This window comes from Actinokineospora bangkokensis, from assembly GCF_001940455.1.
Classification (GTDB): domain Bacteria; phylum Actinomycetota; class Actinomycetes; order Mycobacteriales; family Pseudonocardiaceae; genus Actinokineospora; species Actinokineospora bangkokensis.
In genome coordinates this window covers 145,193-158,144 of sequence record NZ_MKQR01000002.1, presented here as the reverse complement: position 1 = coordinate 158,144, position 12,952 = coordinate 145,193, and the positions used below count along the sequence as shown (strand labels likewise).

Below are 12,952 nucleotides of genomic sequence, written 5' to 3'. Positions count from 1 at the left end.
CCGCGCCGGTGGGTGGCGGCGCGCTATGGACGGCAACGGATCGGTGTTCGGGCCCAGGCCGGTTCTCCTGGGGCACCGCGGCTGCGGCCGCGGCGTGGTCGCGGGCCACGAGGAGAACTCCCTGGCCTCCTTCCTCGCCGCCGCGGCCGCGGGCGTCGACTGGGTCGAGGTCGACGTCCGCCGCACGGCCGACGACACCCTGGTGGTCGCCCACAACCCGGCGGCCCCCGACGGCGCCTTCTACGCCGACCTCACCGGCGCCGAGGCCGAGGCCCGCGGCACCCTGCGCCTCGACCACCTCCTGGAGGCCCTCCCCACCGCGGTCGGCGTCGACTTCGACGTCAAGACCTCCATGGAGGACGCCACCCGCACCCGCCCCCTCTCCACCATGGGCCGCCTCGCCGCCACCGCCCGCCGCACCGCCAAGACCCGCCCCACCCTCATCAGCTCCTTCGACGCGGGCGCCCTCGACATCGCCAAGGAGCTGGCCCCCGACGTCCCCCGCGGCCTGCTCACCTGGCTGGAGTTCCCCATCGACCAGGCCGTCGCCGCCGCCGCCCACCTCGACGTGCAGGTCCTGGCCCCCCACTGGGGCTCCCTGCACGCCAAGGAGGAGGACGAGGCAGCCCTCCTGCGCCCCCTCGACTACGTCGTCGACACCGTCCACGCCAGCGGCCGCGAGTTCCTGGCCTGGTGCCCCACCCTCAAGTTCGCCCGAACCCTCCTCGCCGCGGGCGTCGACGCCCTCTGCGTCAACAACGTCCCCAAGGCCGTCGCCACCCTCACCCCCACCCCCGCCTGACCAGTCCAGTTCCGGGGGTGCAGGACGAGGCAGCCCCGGACTGGGCACGATCAACACATGCCCACCGCCGACGCGGGCCGCGCCCGCCTGCGCGCCGCCGGACAGCCGGTCCCCTTCAACCGGGGTGCATACCTGCTGCACACCGGTGACCCCAGCACCCACGTCCTGCTGCTGGCCGTGGGCCTGGCCAAGGTCTTCCTGCTCACCCCCGACGGCGACACCGCCTTCCTCGGCCTTGTCGGCCCCGGTGAGCTGATCGGCGAGGCAGGCGTGCTCAACAACGCCCCCCGCAGCGCCACAATCCAAGTCCTCGACCGGGTCGTGGCCCACCTCGTCCCGGCCCCTGCTTTCCGCCACCTGCGCGCCACCGACCCCGATGTCCACGCCCTCGTCGACGCCACCTGGGGCGCCCAGCGCCGCCGCGCCGACCACGCCCGCCTCACCGCGACCCGCGACGTCACCACCCGCCTGCACAGCTACCTGCGCGAGTGGGCCACCTCCTTCGGCACTCCCTCGGAGCAGGGCCTGCTCGTCCGCGGCATCAGCCAGCGCGACATGTCCACCGCCGTGGCCGCCTCCGAGAAGCACGTCGAAACCGCCCTGGCCCGCCTCCGCGACCGCGGCGTCGTCGAGACCGGCAGGCTCTGGTACCGACTTCGCCCGAACCCCTGATTTCCGGGGGAGGGCCGTCTCGCGCCTGCCGACGATGTCCCCCTCGGATGAGCGGGGAAGGGGAAGCGGATGGGGCTGGTTCCGGATCTACGGGCGGTACTAGGGGTGGACCTGGTCGGCTCGGGCTCGCTGCCCGGTCACCACGTGGCCGCAGCGCGGTCGGTGGCCCTGGCCGCAGTGAGCGGAGCGCTGCGCGACGGCGAGCTTGAGACGGACGTGCTCGATTGGGCCGATACCGGTGACGGGGCGCTGATCACCCTGCCCACCACCAGGGTCGCAGACGTGGTGGACGCGGCGGTCGCCGTGGACAGCGTGCTGGTCGAGCACAACACCTGGCACAAGCCGGACGTGCGGCTGCGGATGGCGGTCGAGATCGGCCCGGTCGGGGAGGGGGCGGGCCTGCACCGCGGGCGGGTCGACACCAATCGGCTGCTCGACGCCCAAGCGGTCAAGGACCTGTTCGCCCGCTGCGTCGAGCAGACCAGCGGGGCCACCGCCAGCGCGCTGGTCATCTCCGACAAGGTCATCAACGCGGTGTTCTCCGGTGACCACACCACCCGGGTCCGGCGCTCGGAGTTCACACCCCTGCGGGTGGTCCACAAGGAGTTCGCCGACAAGGCGTGGGTCAGGGTGCCCGGGGTCGACGCGAGCACGCTGGCGCGCCTGGTCGAACCGCCTCAGGAGGCCGCGAGCGCACCACCGGTGGCGAACACGGTCTACGGCGCGATGCACGGTGTGCAGGCCCACACCATCAACGGTGGCGTCAACCTCGGTGGCAGGCGATGAGCACCGAGACCAAGAGCGAGCTGACGCAGGGCAACAAGACCAACGACAACTCGGGCGTGCAAGCACACGTCGTCAACGGCGACATCAACATCGTGGGCAGCGGTATCGGCCGTGAGGACCTGGTGGTGCGCTATTCGACACCCGCCGAACTCGACCACGTCCGCCACTGCTTCGCCGCGCCGGAGGGGTTCGACGTCGCGGCACGGGCGCTGGTAGCAGGCGCGGTGGTGGTCTGCGGTCGGGGCAGTGGGCGCACGCACGCCGCACGCAGGCTGCTGGTCGATCGCGGCGTCAGGCGGGTCGCAGACCTGAACCCCGAGCGGACCCCGGGCAGCGTGCGCACCGAAGAACTGGACCCCGGCGTCGGCTACGTCTGGGACCTGCGGGATCTGGGCGGCACCCCGCTCACCGACAGCGCCTTCGCCCAGTGCGAGGCGGTCTTCGCCACGGTGAGGTGCCACCTGGTCGTCATCGTCGACCACCCGAGCCAGTCCTGCGGGGCCGCCCACACCGTGCGGCTGAGCGCCCCGGCCCCGCTCGACGTGGCGGTTGCCGCGTTGGAGGCATCGGGCAGTTCCAGCGTCGAGGGAGCGTTGGAGCTGCTGAAGACCACCCTCGCGGCACCCTTGGCCGAGGCGCCTTCGCCGTCACGTGCGGCGCTGGCGGCGATGCTCGCCCTGCAGGTGCAGGCGGGGGTGCTGACCAAGGCTGAGGCGCTGGCCGACCTGCGGGACCTGCCGGACGTGGCAGTGGCGCGCTGGTTCTGCGACCGGACCCCGATCGAGCACGCCGCCGCCCTCGCCGTCGCCGTGCTGGAGAACGAGTCCGTCGACGAGGTGCTGGACCTCGCCCGTCTGTTCGCCCTCTCGGTCAAGGAGGCGGAAGCGCCTCTCGACGGCACCGCGGCCCCGGAGAAGGTCTTCGGCAGGACGACCGAGGAGCTGTTGACCGGCATCCGGGCGGTCACCGTGCTGCGCGACCACCCGCAGCACGAGGGCCTGACCGAGCGCACCATCCGCTTCGAGCGCCAGGACTGGGCACAGGCGGTGCTGCGCCACGTGTGGCGGGAGTACCCCACCGCGCACGAACTGGTTGAGAAGTGGTTGCACCAGAGCGGGATGGACCCGTTCACCGACCCCGTGCGGCGTTGTCTGGCTGTGATGATCGCCCAAGTCCCCGCCCACGACCCGCTCCGACCGCTGCGCAGCCTCACCAGGCGCGGCGGGGTCCGCGCGCTCGACTTGGCGGCGTCCACGCTCGCGCACCTGGCGGACGACCACAAGCTCGGGCCCTTGGTGGACGCGACCGTGCAGGAGTGGTCGGACGGCAACGCACCCGAACGCTCTGCCGCAGCCCTGTTCTGGTCGACCCCGGTCGGGAAGCGTGACCCGGAGACCGCCTTGAACGCGCTGGCGGACCTGGCCGACGAGACGACCAGGATCAGTGTCCACTCGGCGGTGCTGATCAGCGTGCTGCGGCTGCTGCGCGGAGCCGACACCAGGGAGAGGGCTCTCCGCACGATGTTGCGATGGTCGATCACCGGGGGATCACGCAGCGGCACGAGGCGGGTCTCCTACACCGTGGGTCTCTACCTGTCTGGTTTTGCCGAGGCGCGCTGGGCGAAGACGGGAGAGGTCATGGACGAGCACCCTGCGGAGGTGCGCACCCTCCTTCGCCGGGCGCTGCTCGACCGGGACCTCAACCTCGACATCCTGACCGTCTTGTTCGAGATCGCGGGGGAGGTGCGCAAGCACAAGAAGGGCGCGGGCGTGGAACTCGTGGAGGCAGTGAAGCAGCTCACCGACGACCTGCGCTGGCGCAACCGGCGGGCCCTCGCCCTGCGACTGACTCGGCCCAACCCGCACCTGAGGCGACCGCTCCAGGACGTGCTGCGGCTGGCTTACAAGCACCAGCGACGGCTGGACGCCGAAACAGCCACTCGCAGTTGAACGCCACCGGCGGGTGCTCCTGTCAGCGTTCTCAGGGGTGGGGGAGGACCCTGGGCGGGTGGGGACGTTGCGGGCGATGGAGCGGGACCTGGCCTCGGCCTGGTCGGGTGGGCGGCGGGTGGAGCGGGTCGCCTACCTGGTCGGTGCCGTGCTGTTCGCCGCCGGGGTGGTGCACTTCGGGGTCTTCCTGGTGGACGGCGGCCCGTGGGAGGGGCCGGTGTCGTGGCGCAAGCCGGTGACGTTCGGGGTGTCGTTCGGGGTCACGGTGGCGACGGTGGCGTGGGTGGTGTCGCGGGTTCGGATGGGTGAGCGGGTGCGGGTGGTGGCGCTGGGGTTGTTGGTGGTGGCGAGCGTGGTGGAGGTGGGGTTGATCTCCGTGCAGGCGTGGCGGGGGGTGCCGTCGCACTTCAACTTCGAGAGCGGGGTGGACTCGACCATCTCGATGGCGTTGGCGGCGGGTGGGGCGATGATCGTGGTCTCGGCGGTGGTGCTGCTCGTGGCGGCTTTCCGGCGGGGGGCCGTGGAGGCGGCGGGCATGCGGGTGGCGGTGCGGGCGGGGTTGGTGCTGTTCTTCTGCGCGCTGGCCGTGGGGGCGGCGATGATCGCGCGGGGGTCGATCGCCGTGCGGGGTGGTGACCCGCAGTTGGCGTACACGACCGCCGGGGGGTTGAAGCCCGCGCACGCGATGGCGATGCACGCGGTCCTGGTGCTGCCGGTGCTGGCGTGGGTGTTGGGGTTCGCGCGGTGGCCGGAGATCGCCCGGCTGCGGGTCGTGCAGTTGGCGCTGGTCGGGTACGCGGTGCCCACCGTCGTCGTGGGGGTGGAGTCGGCGGTGGGGATCCCGCCGTCGGCCGCCCCGGTGCTCGCGGACGTCGTCGCCGTCCTGGGGTTCGCCCTGCTGGCCCTGGCGGGGGTGCTCGCCGTCTGGGGTGTGGCGCGGTTCCCCCGGCGCGATATTTGACCCGGGGTTCCAGAACGTCGTAGGGTCGCCGTCGTGCCCCGCCAGAAGGAGTTCGACCCGGACGCGGCGGTCGCGGCGGCCATGGACCTGTTCTGGGCCAACGGCTACGCCGCCACCACCCCGCAGCAACTCGTCGACGCCCTGGGGATCGGGCGTGGCAGCCTCTACAACGCCTTCGGCAGCAAGCACGAACTGTTCGAGCGCGCCCTCCAGCACTACTACGACACCCACACCACCACCCTGATCGAGACGCTGGAAGGCACGGGCACCGTCCGCTCACGACTGCGGGCAGCCCTCGAACTCGTCGCAGGTCAGGCCCACGATCGCGGCTGCCTGATCACCAACACCGCCGTCGAGTTCACCGACCCCGGCGACCCCGTGGTCGCCACCATCCGGCGCGTCCTCGACCGCCAGGAGCAGGCCTTCCGGGCCACCGTCGAAGAGGGCCAGCGCTCGGGCGAGATCCCCCGCGAGCACGACGCGGGCGCCCTGGCCGCGTTCTTCCTCGCCACGACCAACGGCATCCAGGTGCTCGCGAAGGCCAACCACGGCCCCGAGCGGCTGTCCGCCCTGGTCGAGACGGCCCTGCGTGCACTCTGACACCCCTCCCCACCCGGCAAGCGCTGCCCTCAAATTGGAATTGGAGTTACAGAATGGATCTCGGCCTCGCGGGCAAGACCGCCGTCGTCACCGGCGCCAGCCAGGGCATCGGCCTGGCCACCACGCACGCCCTCGTCGCGGAGGGCGCCCACGTCCTCGCCGTCGCCCGCACCCCACCCACCGGCGACGGCATCACCCCCGTCGCCGCCGACCTGACCAGCCAGGACGGCACGAAGGCCGTCGCCGAGGCAGCGGGCGAGGTCGACATCCTGGTCAACAACCTCGGCGGCGTCATCCCCGCCAGCATGCGGGCAGCGGGCTTCCTCGACCTCGACGACGACACCTGGCAGCAGACCTACGAGCTGAACCTGTTCGCCACCGTCCGCCTCACCCGCGCGCTGCTCCCCACCCTGCTCGACCGCCGCGGCACCATCATCAACGTCTCCTCCATCGGCGCCCTCGCCGCCTACCCGCCGGTCGACTACGGCACCGCCAAGGCCGCCCTGAACAACCTCACCAAGGCCCTCTCCGAGGAGTTCGCCCCGCGCGGCCTGCGCGCGCTCACCGTCAGCCCCGGTCCGACGCGCACCCAGAACTGGTCGGACCCCTCCGGCTACGCCGCCTACCTGGCGCAGAAGGCGGGCATCCCCCTCGCGGACTTCCTCGCCGACGTCCCCGCGAACATGCGCATCACCACCGGCCGCCTCACCGAGCCCGAGGAGACCGCCGCCCTGATCACCTTCCTCGCCTCCCCCAGGGCGGCCAACCTCACCGGCACCAACCACCTCGCCGACGGCGGGGCGATCAAGACCGTGTGACTGCTAGCGTGCTCGGTCGCCGGACACAGGGGAGCGCACCATGCCGGAGCCGATCTCGGACGAGGACCTGCAGAAGGTCACCGTCACCGAACTCGTGCCGCACAACAGCACCATCCGCCTCGACGAGTACACCGACGAGTGGCCGCGCCTCTACGAGCGCGAGGCCGCCCGCATCACCGGTGTCCTCGGCGGCGTGGTGCGCCGGATCGAGCACGCGGGCTCCACGTCGGTGCCCGGACTGCCCGCCAAGCCGATCATCGACATCGTCCTGGAGGTCCCCGACTCCGCCGACGAGGACGCCTACGTCGCCCCGCTGGAGGCCCACGGCTACACCCTGCGCATCCGCGAGGCGGACTGGTTCGAGCACCGGCTGTTCAAGGGCCCCGACACCAACATCAACCTGCACGTGTTCACCGCGGGCTGCGAGGAGGTCGAGCGGATGCTGCGCTTCCGCGACCACCTGCGCGCCCACCCCGCCGACCGCGACCGCTACGCCGCGGCCAAGCGGGAGCTGAGCGCGCGGGTGTGGCGGCACGTGCAGCACTACGCCGACGCCAAGTCCGAGGTCGTGCGGGAGATCCTGGCGCGGGCCCGGTAGCAGGATTGCGACGCCACGATCACCCACCAGGGTGGCGTCGCGATCCTGCCAGCCGGGACCGCCCGCAGGGGTGAGACTGGAGGCGTGTTCACCGAGACAGAGCGCTGCGTGCGGGCCGTGCAGTCCAAGGACGCCCGGTTCGACGGGTGGTTCTACACCGCCGTCCTCAGCACGGGCATCTACTGCCGGCCCAGCTGTCCGGTGGTGCCGCCGAAGGTCGAGAACATGCGGTTCTACCCCAGCGCCGCCGCCGCGCAGCAGGCCGGTTTCCGGGCGTGCAAGCGGTGCAGGCCCGACGCCAGCCCGGGGTCGCCGCAGTGGAACGAGCGCGCCGACCTGGTGGCCAGGGCCATGCGGCTGATCGCGGACGGCGTGGTCGACACCGAGGGCGTCCCCGGCCTCGCCGCCCGCCTCGGCTACAGCGTCCGCCAGGTCGAGCGGCAACTGCTCGCGGAGCTGGGCGCGGGTCCGCTGGCCATCGCCCGGGCGCAGCGGGCGCAGACGGCGCGGCTGCTCATCGAGACGAGCACCCTGCCGATGACCGACGTGGCGCAGGCGTCGGGGTTCGCCAGCATCCGCTCGTTCAACGACACCGTGCGGTCGGTCTTCGCCCTCACCCCCACCGAGCTGCGCGCGAAGGCCAAGCCCAGCTCCGCCACCCCGACGACCGCGCTGTCGGTGCGGCTGCCCTTCCGCGCCCCGCTGCTGCCGGACAACCTGTTCGGCCACCTCGTCGCCACCGGCATCCCCGGCGTCGAGGAGTGGCGCGACGGCGCCTACCGGCGGACGCTGCGCCTGCCGCACGGGCCCGCGGTGGTGGCGCTGCGCCCGACCCCGGACTACGTCGCCGCGCAGCTCACCCTCACCGACCTGCGCGACCTGTCCACCGCCATCAGCCGCTGCCGCAGGCTGCTCGACCTCGACGCCGACCCCGAGGCCGTCGACGAGGCGCTGGCGGAGGACCCGGTGCTCGCCCCCCTGATCGCCAAGGGCCCGGGCAGGCGAGTGCCGCGCACGGTCGACCCGGAGGAGTTCGCCGTGCGGGCCGTGCTCGGCCAGCAGGTCTCCACCGCCGCCGCCCGCACCCACGCCGCCCGCCTGGTGGCCGCGCACGGCGACCCGGTGTCGGACCCCGCGGGCGGACTGACCCACCTGTTCCCCACACCGGAGTCGCTGACCGGCCTCGACCAGGAGAAGCTGGCCATGCCCGCGACCCGCAAGCGCACCCTGACCACCCTGGTCCGGGCCCTGGCCGACGGCGAGGTCGACCTGGGCCCCGGCGCGGACTGGGCGCGCACCCGCGAGCGGCTGCTGGCCCTGCCCGGCATCGGCCCGTGGACGGTGGAGACCGTGGCGATGCGCGCCCTGGGCGACCCGGACGCGTTCCTGCCCACCGACCTCGGCATCAAGGTCGCCGCCGAGAACCTGGGTCTGCCCACCGCCCCCGCCGCCCTGACCGCCCGCTCCGAACCGTGGCGGCCCTGGCGCTCCTACGTCGTGCAGCACCTGTGGGCCACCGGCGACCACGCCGTCAACACCATGCCATCCTGAGGAAGGACCATGCGCACACACACCTTCATGGACAGTCCGGTGGGAACGATCCTGCTGGTCGCCACCGACGGCACCCTGTCCGGCCTCTACATGACCGAGCACCGCCACCAGCCCCCGCTGTCGACCTTCGGCGAACGCACCCCCCACGGCTTCGACGCGGCCACCGCCCAGCTCACCGAGTACTTCGACGGCGAGCGCACCGAGTTCGACCTCCCGGTCCACCTCGACGGCACCGACTTCCAGCGCGAGGTCTGGCAGGGCCTGACCACCATCCCGTACGGGGTCACCATCAGCTACGGCGAACTCGCCCGCCGCATCGGCCGCACCCCCGCCGCCTCCCGGGCCGTGGGCCTGGCCAACGGCCGCAACCCGGTCAGCATCGTCGTCCCCTGCCACCGCGTCATCGGCGCGGGCGGCGCCCTCACCGGCTACGGCGGCGGCCTGGAGCGCAAGGAGCACCTGCTCGCCCTGGAACGCGCCCGGGTCGGCGCCGCGGGACAGCTCCCCTTCCCCGTGTGACGACGTGCGGGCCCGGCCCGGTCCACAACCATCCACACAGGACTCGATCACCCGCGCACGACAGCGCCGGCGACGCAGGGCTCACCCGCGGGGAGCAGGTGAGGGTGGTGGGGCGGGTCGGGCTCGAACCGACGGCCAACGGATTATGAGTCCGCTGCTCTGACCAACTGAGCTACCGCCCCGGGAGCGCCGATCTTATCCAGTACGGCGCACGAGCCGGGGCGGTAGGTCAGGCTTGGTCGCCTTCCTGCGCGGGCGGCTACGCCGGGGGCTGCGCGGGCGGCTGCACCGGCGGTTGGGCCGGGGGCTGGGCGAGGCGGCCGCGCAGGCCCGCTGCCAGGGCTTCCGGGTCGGTGCTCGCGGGCAGGGCCGGGGCGAGGGCGGCGGCGAGCTGGTCGACGGTGCCCTGGCCGGTGTTGAGCTCGCGCAGCGCGCGCAGGATATCGGCCTCGACGATGCCGAGCAGGCCGACCAGGTAGTTGCCGTCGAGGGTGTCGAGGGCGTGGGCGGGGGTCGCGCCCGCGGTGCCCTCGGGGACCTCCACCAGGGCGCCGTCCGCGGGGCGGGTGACGTACCAGCGCTGGCGCATGAAGCCCATGACGCGGTTGAAGAGGATTCGCTGCTCGTCGGGGGACAGTGCGGACAAGAAGCCCTCCTCGGTCGGGTTGGTCAAGGCGTTGTTGAGGTCGACGGAGCCCGCGATGCCCGGGATCTGGCCGACGGAGGTGTACTGGTGGACGTCGACCCGGCCCGCGTAGCCGCCGAGGCCCTGGTTGGTGCCGTTGTTGGTGCCGTAGCGGGCCGCCCAGACCACCAAGCCGGGAACGCCCCAGCTGTCCGGGCCCCACAGGGCGAGCTGGCTGGTGCTGGAGTAGAGCGCGACCCGCGAGTAGCCGTGGGCGCGCAGCCGCTGCAGGAACCGGGTGCCGAAGTCGCGGGCCTCGGCGGGCGCCCAGCGCAGGCCGGTCGAGGAGTTGTCCTCCAGGTCCAGCGCGGGCGGGATGCCCGCGGCGCCGAGCCGCCGCACCTCGCCGACGAGCACGTCGGCCTGGGCTTCGGGAGTGGGTGACTTCTGCGCGAAGTGGTACAGCCCGACCGCGATCCCCACCGACTTCGCCCCGCCGACGAACGCGTCCGCCCGCACCACCGCGGGCCCGCCGCCGTCCGAGGCCTTGATCCAGGCGAACCGCACACCCGCGCCGCGCACCGCGGACCAGTCCGACACCGACTGGTAGCGACCGTAGATGTCGATCCCGAACATCATCACCTCGCGGGGACGGGGCGGTGACCAGGCGGTCACCCTCGGGCATCACCAGTATTCACCACATCGGGGCGATTCGGTCAACGCCGGCCACCCGAGCAGGTGAAACGGGTGGCCGGCGTCAGAACGGCCAGTCGGCGCGGCGGCCGGCTTCCAGCAGCGGCACCAACCCGAAAGCGGCATCGCTGAGACCACCGAACACGTGCCGGTCGCGCGTCCCGCTGCCGCCGTGCCCGAACCGGTAGCCGACCAGGTTCCAGGTGTAGACGGGGACGCGCGCCGGGACGACCGCGAGCGGGCTCTCGCCCCCGTGGTGCTGCTCGTCGGTGATCAGCACGACCCGCTCGTGGTGGGCCCGCAGGTGCCGCACCAGCGCGCCCCGGGTGTCGGTGCCCCCGAGGTCGTGGAACCGCTCGGTGGCCATCCGCAGCACGGAGTCGCGCCGCCGCACCCGCACGGCGGCGGACGTCCAGCCGAACTCGACCAGGTCAGCCCGCTCCGCCCGCACGGCCAGCGCCGTGCCGAACACCGCGGCGGCGTCGGCGGCGGTGACGGTGGACCGCCGCGCCAACGGGCGGAACATCGATCCGGACCGGTCCACCAGCACCAGCGTGCGCCCGCTCAACGCAGGCACGTTCGCCAGCGAGAGGTCGAGCGCCCGCTCCAGCGCCGCCGCCCACCGCAGCGACCTCGTCGCCCGGTGCGCGGACAGGAACCGCAACGGCAACTGGCGTGAGCGCGCGACTTCCTCGGGATCGGTGAGCCTGCCGATGACCTGGCGGACAACGGCGTCGGACACACCGGCCTCGTCGAAGTTGCGCAGGTTCCGCAGCAGCGCCATGTACCCCAGGCGCGGCACGACGGCCTCCCACACGGCGGCGTCCATGCGCCCCGGGAGCACCCCGGACAACGCCTCCCAGGTGAGCCCAGCACTGCGGATGACCGCCGAAGCGCGCTCGCGATCGGTGTCGATGAGCTGCCGCAACCGCCCCGCGTCGACCTCGGCCCGCGCCCTGAGCACCGGCAGAGCACGGCTGTGCCCGCCGACCCGGTTCCCGTGCCGGTCGTCGAGGATGCGCGCGAACAGCGCACCCTGCCGTTCATCGACAGCCTTCGGGTGCGTCAACTCCAGCACGTCCGCGAACCGCACAGCCCGCAGCGCGCTGTCCCACTTGAGGTAGGACCGCTCGGAGTAGAGCCTGCGCACGGCGTCCGCGATGCCCCGCTTGATCGGCTTGGGCACAGCCCGCCCCGCCGCGAGGCAGTACGCCAACATCTCCCCCGGCTCATCCGCCCGCTGGAGCACCGACCCGACGACCTGCCGCGACATCCCCGGCAACCCGGCCCGCACCCGAGCCCGCGCGAACTCGACCGCACCGACCAGGCTGGCCGTGCGGATGTTGGCGGTGCCGCGCAACCACCCGAGCAACCGCGCGGTCCACTCGGCGTCGCTGACAGCCGCCTCACGCACCAACGCCCCGAACCGCTCATCCCGCTGCGCCGCGCTCTCGTAGAAGGACGACTCCCCCACGAAGTTGCTGACAGCGAACAGGAACAGCTCCGAGCGCAGGTCCCGGGCGAACCCGGCCCCACCCTCGTGGTTGCGCCCCGAAGCCCGCAACTCCCCCACGACGGGCGATCGCCGCCGCACAGCGCCCTTCACCCAGCTGTTGAACTTGCTCACGCCCGCCTCCCCTCCACAACGCCGACCGAGGCGGTGACGACGGAGCTGCGAGCCCGAGATCAGGAGTGGGCGGAGGTACAGGTGCTCTGCCAACTGAGCTACCGCAGCCGAAGCCGCGGACGGGACTCGAACCCGCGACCGCCTCATTAACAGTGAAGTAACCCCCACCCGCGCACCGGGCCCACAGCCCCGACGTCACCGCCCCGGCTCCCCGAACCAGGACACCACCAGGGTAAGCAACACGATCAACTGAATTGCCGCCCCGACCAGTAACACAACCCGAGGCCCACGCGACTCGTGGATCATGCGATTCGGGACCCACTACATCGACCTGCGCAGCGTCCTGATCTGGGCCGGAGCCGCCATCCTCATCATCGGCCTCTGGCTCGGCCTCCGAGGCACCTCCGTCCCCGGCGCCATGTGCGGCTCAGCCTGGATCCCCCACATCACCATCACCGACCTGTGGACGACCTCCCAGCAAGAGGCCCGCGAAGCCTGCACCACCGAACACGGCTCCAACGCCCTCCTGGCCGCCATCACCGCAGCCCTGGGCGCCTTCGCCCTCATCGGCCTAGCCCTCATCGCCGTCGCCCAGTCCCACCACAACGAGCTGGACAACGATCCCGACGCCGATGACCGCGCCACCGACCTAGGACGCGAAGAGGCCCCGGGCGCTTAACTTCACGCCAGTGCCGACTCACGAAAGTGCACCATTCCCGCACCCCGGCGGGACACGAAGAAGCCCCAGGCC

General features: G+C 72.5%; 13 protein-coding genes and 1 tRNA gene. 11 read left to right on the top strand and 3 right to left on the bottom strand.

The genetic code is table 11. The features are described 5' to 3' along the window. Nucleotides 1–25 precede the first annotated feature (25 nt). From BJP25_RS01275 to BJP25_RS01230, 10 genes are all read left to right on the top strand, one after another. Nucleotides 26–802: a glycerophosphodiester phosphodiesterase gene (locus tag BJP25_RS01275; RefSeq protein WP_075972876.1), complete on the top strand. Its 777-nt coding sequence runs from the start codon at nt 26–28 to the stop codon at nt 800–802. Between the two features lie 57 nt (nt 803–859). Then, nucleotides 860–1,474, top strand: coding sequence for a Crp/Fnr family transcriptional regulator (locus tag BJP25_RS01270; RefSeq protein WP_075972875.1), 615 nt, complete (start codon nt 860–862; stop codon nt 1,472–1,474). Nucleotides 1,475–1,579: 105 nt separating this feature from the next. Next, complete coding sequence (locus BJP25_RS01265) at nt 1,580–2,260, top strand: hypothetical protein (protein WP_075972874.1); 681 nt, start codon at nt 1,580–1,582, stop codon at nt 2,258–2,260. Next, the gene (locus tag BJP25_RS01260; protein ID WP_075972873.1) at nt 2,257–4,209 is read left to right on the top strand and encodes a hypothetical protein; all 1,953 of its coding nucleotides are present in this window, start codon (nt 2,257–2,259) and stop codon (nt 4,207–4,209) included. Before BJP25_RS01265 ends, BJP25_RS01260 begins: the two co-directional genes overlap by 4 nt. 58 nt (nt 4,210–4,267) lie before the next feature. Continuing rightward, entirely contained in the window at nt 4,268–5,170 is a 903-nt protein-coding gene (locus tag BJP25_RS33935; protein ID WP_158075579.1) for a hypothetical protein, read from the top strand. A gap of 33 nt (nt 5,171–5,203) precedes the next feature. Then, entirely contained in the window at nt 5,204–5,770 is a 567-nt protein-coding gene (locus BJP25_RS01250) for a TetR/AcrR family transcriptional regulator (protein ID WP_075972871.1), read from the top strand. A gap of 53 nt (nt 5,771–5,823) precedes the next feature. Next, on the top strand, nt 5,824–6,588 hold the full coding sequence (locus BJP25_RS01245) for an SDR family oxidoreductase (protein WP_075972870.1): 765 nt from the start codon (nt 5,824–5,826) through the stop codon (nt 6,586–6,588). Between the two features lie 40 nt (nt 6,589–6,628). Beyond that, nucleotides 6,629–7,186: a GrpB family protein gene (locus tag BJP25_RS01240; RefSeq protein WP_075972869.1), complete on the top strand. Its 558-nt coding sequence runs from the start codon at nt 6,629–6,631 to the stop codon at nt 7,184–7,186. An 84-nt stretch (nt 7,187–7,270) separates the two neighbouring features. Continuing rightward, on the top strand, nt 7,271–8,737 hold the full coding sequence (locus BJP25_RS01235) for a DNA-3-methyladenine glycosylase 2 family protein (protein WP_075972868.1): 1,467 nt from the start codon (nt 7,271–7,273) through the stop codon (nt 8,735–8,737). A gap of 9 nt (nt 8,738–8,746) precedes the next feature. Beyond that, entirely contained in the window at nt 8,747–9,256 is a 510-nt protein-coding gene (locus tag BJP25_RS01230) for a methylated-DNA--[protein]-cysteine S-methyltransferase (protein ID WP_075972867.1), read from the top strand. 105 nt (nt 9,257–9,361) lie between these two features. Here BJP25_RS01230 and BJP25_RS01225 read toward each other — a convergent pair. The 3 genes from BJP25_RS01225 to BJP25_RS01215 form a co-directional block, all read right to left on the bottom strand. Continuing rightward, nucleotides 9,362–9,438: transfer RNA gene (locus BJP25_RS01225), tRNA-Ile, on the bottom strand. 77 nt (nt 9,439–9,515) lie between these two features. After that, the gene (locus BJP25_RS01220) at nt 9,516–10,520 is read right to left on the bottom strand and encodes a glycoside hydrolase family 25 protein (protein WP_075972866.1); all 1,005 of its coding nucleotides are present in this window, start codon (nt 10,518–10,520) and stop codon (nt 9,516–9,518) included. A gap of 118 nt (nt 10,521–10,638) precedes the next feature. After that, a complete protein-coding gene (locus BJP25_RS01215; protein ID WP_075972865.1) occupies nt 10,639–12,201 on the bottom strand; it encodes a TROVE domain-containing protein in 1,563 nt (520 codons plus the stop codon). A 304-nt stretch (nt 12,202–12,505) separates the two neighbouring features. Here BJP25_RS01215 and BJP25_RS01210 point away from each other — a divergent pair, with 304 nt between their 5' ends. Further along, nucleotides 12,506–12,880 carry a hypothetical protein gene (locus tag BJP25_RS01210; RefSeq protein WP_075972864.1) on the top strand — a complete coding sequence of 125 codons (375 nt, stop codon included), beginning with the start codon at nt 12,506–12,508 and terminating at the stop codon, nt 12,878–12,880. Nucleotides 12,881–12,952: the final 72 nt, after the last annotated feature.